Source organism: Roseinatronobacter ekhonensis (genome assembly GCF_900499075.1).
GTDB lineage: Bacteria > Pseudomonadota > Alphaproteobacteria > Rhodobacterales > Rhodobacteraceae > Roseinatronobacter > Roseinatronobacter ekhonensis.
Window position 1 is genome coordinate 1 of record NZ_UIHC01000076.1, and the last position, 8,524, is coordinate 8,524.

7 protein-coding genes are annotated in these 8,524 nt (G+C 55.0%); 3 read left to right on the forward strand and 4 right to left on the reverse strand.

All coding sequences use genetic code 11. The features are described from left to right. Positions 1-572: 572 nt before the first annotated feature. Positions 573-1,610, forward strand: coding sequence for a hypothetical protein (locus ROE7235_RS17850; protein ID WP_121097001.1), 1,038 nt, complete (start codon positions 573-575; stop codon positions 1,608-1,610). Here ROE7235_RS17850 and ROE7235_RS17855 read toward each other — a convergent pair. Genes ROE7235_RS17855 through ROE7235_RS17865 form a run of 3 tightly spaced genes read right to left on the reverse strand, consistent with a single transcriptional unit; the run spans position 1,564 to position 6,467 of the window. Further along, a complete protein-coding gene (locus ROE7235_RS17855) occupies positions 1,564-3,951 on the reverse strand; it encodes a CHAT domain-containing protein (RefSeq protein ID WP_121097003.1) in 2,388 nt (795 codons plus the stop codon). The two genes, ROE7235_RS17850 and ROE7235_RS17855, sit on opposite strands and share 47 nt — an antisense overlap. 25 nt (positions 3,952-3,976) lie before the next feature. Next, a complete protein-coding gene (locus ROE7235_RS17860; RefSeq protein ID WP_121097005.1) occupies positions 3,977-5,203 on the reverse strand; it encodes a hypothetical protein in 1,227 nt (408 codons plus the stop codon). Then, entirely contained in the window at positions 5,187-6,467 is a 1,281-nt protein-coding gene (locus ROE7235_RS17865; RefSeq protein WP_121097007.1) for a PP2C family protein-serine/threonine phosphatase, read from the reverse strand. The genes ROE7235_RS17860 and ROE7235_RS17865 overlap by 17 nt, the downstream gene beginning before the upstream one ends. A 162-nt stretch (positions 6,468-6,629) precedes the next feature. On the opposite strand from ROE7235_RS17865, the gene ROE7235_RS17870 reads away from it, so the two are divergent. Further along, a complete protein-coding gene (locus tag ROE7235_RS17870; RefSeq protein ID WP_121097009.1) occupies positions 6,630-7,349 on the forward strand; it encodes a vWA domain-containing protein in 720 nt (239 codons plus the stop codon). A gap of 171 nt (positions 7,350-7,520) precedes the next feature. Further along, positions 7,521-7,730 (forward strand): hypothetical protein, encoded by a 210-nt coding sequence (locus ROE7235_RS19975; RefSeq protein WP_147434257.1) that lies wholly within the window; start codon positions 7,521-7,523, stop codon positions 7,728-7,730. A 134-nt stretch (positions 7,731-7,864) separates the two neighbouring features. On the opposite strand, the gene ROE7235_RS17875 is transcribed toward ROE7235_RS19975, so the two are convergent. Beyond that, the gene (locus ROE7235_RS17875; RefSeq protein ID WP_121097011.1) at positions 7,865-8,356 is read right to left on the reverse strand and encodes a hypothetical protein; all 492 of its coding nucleotides are present in this window, start codon (positions 8,354-8,356) and stop codon (positions 7,865-7,867) included. Positions 8,357-8,524 lie beyond the last annotated feature (168 nt).

The following is an 8,524-nucleotide window of genomic DNA, read 5'->3' on the forward strand; positions in this document are numbered from 1 at the left end:
GCGCTCGACAAACGCACCCCAGACGCGGCATACTTCGAGCAAGCAGAGATACGAAAAGCGGCATGAACATAAATCTGATGCATCTTAGACAAGCCGCAAACCTGTCCTAAAAAGCAGGACCACTTCAATTTGTACCAAGACTTTTTCGGAAACGCGCAGCCAGTGCCCTTGCAAGATGACAGCTTCATTCCGAGCCAAATGATCGTTTTGTCCAGAGGACATATGGGAATCGAACTTTGTGCTCTGATATAAACTGGTCAATTTTGTCAGGGAAATGGTGCCCGGGGGCGGTTTCTAGACGTCCTCAGATATGTAAAGTAACCTAATTGAATCAATACAGTTTTTCAACAGCTTACGAGATTATGACAGCACCTGAGCGATCGGATTTCCGCCATGATCAGGCTACTAAAAGCGCTATATTATCTCGACGAGTCCGATACTTCTGAGCTTTTGGCTACAACTCTGGTTTACGGTGACCGTCACCGATCTGGGTTCGAGGACGGGAATACGTCCCGGGACGCGGACCCGTCCGACCAGCTAATCGGTGGTGTAGGCCAACGGCGGAGTAAGACATGAACGATATCCCTGAAATCATCCCTCGCATCACCCAGGAACAGATCCCCAAAGCCCCGAATGTTGGTCTCGCTCAACAGCTGCGCCAGAAGTTCCGCTTCCTGCTAGTCATCGGTGTCTTCGGGCGCGGTGCCACGCTGCACACCATTTGCCGACGCATGTACGTGACGACAACGTTCACGGAGAAAAAACTGAACAAGAAGACTGGCGAAAGTGAGCTGGTTGAAGTGGTCAATGACGTTTCGGCCTATGATCGGATCGACAACATCTGTCGTGGCGACAAGAAGCCTGTGATCGAGGCCGAACTCGAATTCCTGCGGCGCTGTTTCGAGCGCGTGTTCGGCAACAACGCAATGTCCGCGATCTCTGATGACCTGCTGCTCAAAGGCTCGATGTTCCAGATCTTGACCTCGCTGCCGGGCACGACGACGGAATTTAATTGGAGCGACATTGATCCGATCCTGGCCCTGCAAGCGATCGCGGTGACTGACAACGTCGAGCCTTGGTTTGAAATTGAGCGGTCCGAGGGCCGTCGTTGGACCCAACAGTCGGGCGGCGTCAACCCGATCTTGGCCGAGGGTGGCGTCGAAGTGCTTCCTACAGGTTCAGGATACCGACTTTTTCTTGATGCCGAAATTGCGCGAGAGCGGCCGTTCGTGTTTGAGTTTCTGGACGGAGGTGAAGGCAAGACCGAGGATGGCCGTGCCGTCCGGGCGCAACTGTTACCACTGCCCAAACGCTCGGAAGATGGCGAAGGTCCCTGGCGTATTGCCGGTCGCTTGAACCGACCACTTGAAATGGGAAAGACCGAAGGGCGGTTCGGCTTCTGTGCCATCTCCGGGCTCGGGCTCGCGATCGAGGACTTATTTCCAGTGGGTTTCGATCCATTGTGCATAACGAATACGGATCTGCGTATGCTGGCCGGACATGTGCTGGAACTCGCGACACGAGCCAGCTCGCCTTTGATCGGCTTTCACCGCTACTTGTTAATCATGCCCGATGCAAAAGGAACCCCGCCCAGAAATAGGGGTGGCTAAAAGGCGGCGCTTCCAAACTTGGGCCATTATTCTCAAGTGACGTGAAGCGCTTGTTGCCGGTACTTTGAGCCTCCAATGTGGCTTCGTCTGCATCACGCAACCAGTGTTGCGCCAGTTGCAGCGCTTTGGCCGTCGTTCGACCACCCTGGACTTCGAGATAGAATTGGGTCAGCAACAGCCGGGTCGCTACATCGTCTACAGGCCATTGCGTGCTTAGGACAGCGCTCGCCCCGGCGGACAGAAAGGCCATTGGAAGGCCAAAAGTCTCATGCGGTAGGTTTGCGAAATCGTTCAGCCCGGTTTGACACGCCGCCAAGCAAACAAGTGGTCCACCTTTCAACCTAGCATGCTCGAACACCCAGCGTGCGGTTAGCAAACCGTCATCGGCACATCGGATACCCGCTCCTTCGAGATAATCGAAATCATGATCCCCGTGGGTTGTGAAATGAATACAGTCAAACGCTTGTGCTCCAGCAAGCGCCTCCTGAACGTCTTGGAGGCTAGCGCAGCTGAACACCTCGGAAGCAACAGTGTTTAACATCCGGTTTTCTGCCTCAGCTTCAACCAGCCGTGGATCGAGGACGTGCAAAACCCGTTCGGTTCGCGGTTCATGTGGAATAAACTGATCTGGTCCGTAGACCACCGCCGCCTGCTCAGTAAGAGTTGTGCCTCCCGGCCCAGGGAGTTGAAGCGCGGCCACCGGAACGGTGCACCATCCGCCAAACGCAAAAACGACTATTTCCTCATATCCAGCAACCTGAAGATCGAAGAGCACGGGTCCAAGAGCGCCCGACGCCGCACAAATCCATTCCTCCAGCATCTCAGCAAACCGGCTCAACCCGCCAGGGTTGCTCAGAGCCGACATGCCAGAAAAGAAGCCTGGGCGAAGTTCATCAATTGCAGTGTTCCAAAAGTCTTTTCCGACACCTTCGATTTCATAAAAGGTACAATCCTCCCCTGCCGATACCAAAACCCCTGACCAATCAGGCGTTACTGGATTCAGCAGGTATAGCTCCGCGACGCCCTCTGAAGTCGCAAATACGGCTGTGTCCGTGCCAATCAGACGAGCAAATACACGTCGGGCAAAACGTAGGCCCGCCGGTGGGCCATTTTCGCTCAAATGGCCCAGGATCCCGAGATCAGCCACAAAACTCACACGAGAAAGGTATTCGGCCTTCTCTGCAAAGGAATCGGCTTGCTCCAATACCGTCATAACCTGAGCCAGCGAGTCTTCCGCTGTTTCAATCATTCGTTGGGTATTGCCAGTAACTGCAGCCAGCAGGCTGGCAATCTCCTGCCACTGCAACCACCAAGTGAGCGCTCCCTCAGGGTCCAAACCTTCCCGACTGGCATCTAAGTCAGCTTGTACGTCAATGACACGATCAAGCCCCGCATACTGGCATAAATCTAACAAAATTTGGGCTCTCGTCAGCCTCAGTGCCTGTTCAACGGGAAGATTTTTTGACTCTCGTGCGAGCTGTATGCCCTTTGCTATCAGGGCCTCGGCTTTCTTCGTGTTAGAGACCCATTGTCTTCCGCCACGGTCTTGCAGGGCTTTTGCGTAAGTCGAGAGAATTGTAGTTACAAGTTCCAGGTGAATTTCTTCACCTACGAAATTCGCGGCGCGCTTGGCATAATAAACAGCCTTACGGTTTGCTTTGTTGTCACCAAAAACGTTCCGTCGATTGAAGGTAACGGCAAGATCCAAATTTGATTGAGCGCGCCCGATAACGCTTCCCATTTTCTGATGCACAGCAAGTGCACTACGGAATGCTTGCTCCGCTTCAAGATTATTCTGGCGAGGGTCTCCTTCTACTCGGTCAAGATAGGCATTACCGAGCAGTGAAAAGACGTTGGCAGATAATATCTCGCTTTCGTAATTTTTTACTGTTTCTTGTATGTCTTCAAGTTCTTCTATCGCCATTTGCCCAAATTTGAAGCGGGTGGGGCCGACCAATTCTGTCCAGGCATAGGCGCGGTAGTAGCGGGCTTCTAGTACGCCCTCTGGGTCTGGGATTTCTTCGAATAATGCGATGGCCTCAGTTAGATAGCGACTGGCCTCTTCCAGCACTTCGTCGCGGTAGCCGCTACCCTCACCGGTCAGCGCTGAACCATAGCCCAACAATGCATCGGCGCGAAAACCATCGTGAGCCCCAGCTGGGAGCAAGTCGAGCGCGGCACGAAAGCAAGCCTTTGCGGTCAATCCAGACCAATTCTCAAAATCACTTTCAGCAATGAATTCTCCAACCTCTATCCACGCCGCAGCCGATTTTGGTCCGGTTTCTGTGCGTGCGATCAGCAGTTGCTTTCGCGCATTCTCTTCTCCCTCAAAATCTGGCAAATGTGATTCCTTCCTGCAAAACAGTTCACTCGATAGTTATCTCCAGATCAGCAAGGCGCAACTGGATCGGCGTCGTAGCAGATGGCGTGTCGACCCACACTTCTTGCAGCTGATACCACTGCCCCTGATGCCAGATTAGGGTGGGATTGCGCCCAACGTGGCGCAGCAGAAGTTTGTTGCCGGAGGGTAGGATTTCCAGGTGCCGCCCAGAGACGGTGTGAGGAAGGCCAGACATGGTGCTGCGGCCGAGTACTATCGGCGTGCGGTCTTTCACCTCCACGCCATAACGCGGGCCATGGGGAAGAATCTGGATCCTCAACTGTGCCGTAGTGGCCGGAACGGTGACTGGTGCACCGCAACCCGGGCAACTGGTCGTCGTTTTTTCAGCTACGAAGGCTTGGCCGCAATCGTGCACCCAGCAATTGTGCAGCGCTCGGACAAGAGCACGACGCCATTCGTCGGGCCCAGGGCGGGCTTTGACATCGAGGCTGAAGCCACGGTCGAATAGGTCGGCGAGCTCCTGCCCCAGAACGGCGATCGGCAGATCATCCGGATCAGGCAACCGGTCGTGCTCAGGCCAATGCCCCAGAGACATATAATGGTCGACTGCTGCCGGTTCATCCGCCAGTCCGTCAGTTGGGTGGCGCAGGAAGAGTATCATGCTGTTTAGCACGGCCATGGCGAAATAACCGCTTTCACGCGATGGCTGTTCACAGGTCTTGTTCCGCTGCTCCGGTGCCAGCATCGGCCACTGGCCAACCGTATCCGGCGGCGGCACGGACGGATCGTCGGCCAGGTAACCGTCGAGGTCGATCAGCGTGACTTGGCCGTTTGGGGCGATACAGATGTTGCTGGGGGCAATATCGCCGTGAACAATGCCGTTTTCCTCCAGAAGTTGGATCAAACTGACGAACTCTAGGCAGGTCTGCAGGTTCTGCGGCAGGGGGCGTTCGATGTCACTTTCCAAGTCGACGCCTTCGGCAAATGGTATCAACTGCAGAATTTTGCCATCCCCCTTGTCCTCACAGACAATCGGCGCGGCGAATGCTGGAGAGAGAGCGGATAAGTTGCGGCGACACAGGTACTCTGCCCGGGCCAGCGCGCTGATGCTGCTGCGCAACTCCTTGAGAACTAGCTTTCGGTTCGGCTCTTTTTGCATATGCACCAAATGCACCTGTCCCTGACCGCCGCCCCCGAGATTGGCTTGCTCGATCACCGTGGTGACACCGGCGACATCAACGCGCTTGGTCATCGCCGCCTCCCGCTTCCAGCCGCGCCAGTGCGAGGGTCAGGTTGTCGCTGTGCAGATAGCCGCCACTGTCCGGATCCCGTGCCTCTTCCAATGTCATCAGCAGTATATCGGCCAGGCCAAGCAAACTTGGATATCGGTCATGGTTGAGGGCAAAATCCTCAAACGGAAACAGGTCGCTCGCGCCGTCGGACATCACCATGACAATAGCGCCAAGCTCCAGTTGCAGGGTCCCAATCCGAGGCGGAACTACGCAACCTTGGCCGATATAGGCGTTGATAATATTGCTGGGCATTCCAGCGGTATGATGAGGCACCTGCACCTGCCCGACCATGCCGTCTGGCCAGACCACGGCGACCCCTCCGTCGCCAAGGGTGGCATAGCTCATCCGGTCTCCCTGCAGCAGAACCACCAGCGCGGTGGTGACGCCTGGCAACCGTCGGCCTTCCACCTCCTCCCGAGCTGCGGCGATAGCTCTTGTTAAGTCTTCCGGTGACAGATTTCCGGTTTCGTCCCAGCAGCGCTGCAGATCGGTTCCGATGGCTGCAATGGCGGTCTGCGACGCATCACGCCCGCCTACAAGGCCGCCAGCGCCGTCGCAGACGATCATCACCAAACTGCCGTCGGTAAAACGCAACACCAGCACAGCGTCTTGGTTTTCTTCGCGAATCTGACCCTGACGGGTGGAGGCATCGCTTTCCCAGGCGAAAGTCGGTCGGGTCTCTATCGCCGAATTAGTGTCGGACGGTAGCGTTTCTGGGAAAAAGTCCGGCTGCCGCGTTTCGATCTGCGCCGCGACGGAATTCATAAAGGCACGACGCTGCAAAATGGCGACGGTCTGGGTCATCAATAGCGCGCCGCCCAAGGCCACTCCGAACAACGGCTGGCTGAAGTCAATCTGCCCAAGAAAACCCAGCAGGTCGTTGATCCAAGTTGTGCCGACCTGATCCGTCATAGTTCCAGATACGATCGAGAGAGGCGGATGATGATCATGGGCCTGCAACTGCTCGGGCCAACCAATCAGACCACCAAGCGGGGTCAGCCAGGTCAGAGCCCTCGCACGATCTTTTTTACCGCTGCGAAGCCGGTCGTGAAGAAGCTGTTCCGCTTTCCCCTTGCGACCAGGCAACTGCGGCGTGAGGGTTATTGCAAGGTCATGACCACGGACCGGCACGCGCCGATCGGGGTCGTCGAGGTCAAACCCAGTGCGATCGGAATATCGGGCCTTAAAGGCTGTGGAACTCTGGTATCTGGACAGATCTTTCATGGCACGTCCCCTTTTTGGTGTGGTGCCTGCCAGCAACGACAAATGTTAGGTTGAGGTGAGGGACGCAGTCCCGTCAGCCGTGGACGGAACTCCGTCGCTCGGTCGATCAGCGACGGTTGGCTAGTTGGGGGTGTTCAACCCAACCAACAAAGGAGGTCCTAGATGACCATCAATCCCACCCCAAACGGAACCCAGATGCTGGGTACGACTGGCACTTCCAGCGCCCAAACAATGCCAACAGGAGTGCCCAGCTCCGGTGATGCCAATCTGCCGGTTCTGAAGGTCACTCGGCGCAAGCCCATGGCCAATGGCGTCGCAGGCAACGTCAAGCAGCACTTCGTGTGCTGCGTGGATTATTCGACTTCAATGACCGGGGACAAGCTGCGGGAATTGCTGATGGGCCTGGATGGGCTCTACCTGCAATTGGCCGATCCATCGAACAAAGACGGCTTCTACAACACCATCATCCCGTTCAACAACAGCAGCTACGTGCACTGCTCGGTAGTAGCGGCTTCAGCAATCCCGCCGCTTAACCTGGTGGCCAGTGGGGGCACCAACTTCGACAGTCCTCTGAAGAAGGCTATCGCCGAGATCCAAGCGCAGAAGGCAGCGCCCAATCCCGGTGGCTGGCACTGGTTGCAACCGGTCGTGTTGTTCCTATCGGACGGACAGTCGCGCGTCACTGACAAGAACATCGAGGATCTGCATGAGATCGCCAATGTGGTGGCCGTCGCCTATGGAGATGATGCAGACCAGGCAACACTGGCGCGGATCGCAAGCGATGGTCAGGTGCATGCCGTGGGCGCTGACTCAGGTGCCCTGCGAGCCTTCCTATCGGTCGTGGGCAAGACCTTGGTTTCGAACATGCAATCCACCGTGTAATCCACAAAAACCGTTTCAAATAGGAAGGCCCCGCTAGTTTCTGGTGGGGCCTTCTGCTGTCAGGCTGTCACAAATCCCTGTGAAAACCGTCTTATTTTTTAAGTCTTTCCAAACACGTATTAAAAGCCCAGCTCCCCCTCAGTCAGGCTTTGCTGATCATCCCTGCAAAGCATGGCGGAGCATAATCACGGCACCGAGGGCACAGGAGAAAACCTGCAACGACGAATTACTGTCGCAGGCGTGAGGCGGATGCTGGGAATGATAGGCAAGAATTATGATGATGAAGAAATCTTCGAAATCTTAGAAGTTCTGTATGGCATCGCCGAAGAGGGCTTCGAGGTCTATTCAAACGAGGCAGAACGTCCCGACCCAGACGAATAGATTTGGGCTACGGTAAATCGACCTCTAGCCCAGTCCTGAACTGGGTCTCGAAGGTGTTCCATCCGTTGGACAGGTGCCCAGCCAAGCCTTTTAAGCCGCTCACAGAGCGGGTATTGAGCTTTTTTGTTTTATTATCAACGACTACGCTTCCGATTCAATTTCCCTTGTTTTCGCTTCTTTTTGAGTAATGCTTTCAGGGCTTTATTTGGCGCGCCGTCTTGTTTGGCAGCTGGGAATTTTTGCCGGTCAGTAAACACCACTAAGTTATCAAAGCTGGGTGGCGTGTCGGTCGCAAAAACCTTTTGCGCCAGTTGCTGCACGTTTTCAATGACGGCTGCGCCATCTGGCCCAATCAACCCCAAACGCTTGTAATCGGCCCAATGTAAAACCGTGTTTGAAAATTCGGGTGATGAAACACTGATACTACGAGTGGCCGTAAGCCATCGTTTCATCAAGTCACTTATCAGATCTTGCGGAAGCACGTCATTAGTTTCAAAATTATTCACCGATTTGAAGGTTTCGATCACCGTGTTCAAAATCTCAAAACCGCGTCCACCAGGGAGGCTCAGTTTTCCGTTGGTATCGGTAAGATCTCGAACATAGCGAACAATAGCATCAGGTTTCATACCACTACGCCAGAGAGTTGCCACCAAGCCGGGTTCGAGCGCTAGTGTTCCCCACCTGACACAGGATTCCCATTGAGGGCCTGATGTGCTATATTCGGGACATGAGACGCAATGACATTTGCCTTTACCTTGGCCCCGCCGACCGTGCTGAGCTTCAAGCTCTGATCA

What these genes read in the sequence shown, in the direction of transcription:
- ROE7235_RS17850 (WP_121097001.1), top strand. Translation starts at nt 573, where the DNA reads ATGAACGATATCCCTGAAATCATCCCTCGCATCACCCAGGAACAGATC.
- ROE7235_RS17860 (WP_121097005.1), bottom strand. Translation starts at nt 5,203, where the DNA reads ATGACCAAGCGCGTTGATGTCGCCGGTGTCACCACGGTGATCGAGCAA.
- ROE7235_RS17865 (WP_121097007.1), bottom strand. Translation starts at nt 6,467, where the DNA reads ATGAAAGATCTGTCCAGATACCAGAGTTCCACAGCCTTTAAGGCCCGA.
- ROE7235_RS17870 (WP_121097009.1), top strand. Translation starts at nt 6,630, where the DNA reads ATGACCATCAATCCCACCCCAAACGGAACCCAGATGCTGGGTACGACT.
- ROE7235_RS19975 (WP_147434257.1), top strand. Translation starts at nt 7,521, where the DNA reads ATGGCGGAGCATAATCACGGCACCGAGGGCACAGGAGAAAACCTGCAA.
- ROE7235_RS17875 (WP_121097011.1), bottom strand. Translation starts at nt 8,356, where the DNA reads ATGAAACCTGATGCTATTGTTCGCTATGTTCGAGATCTTACCGATACC.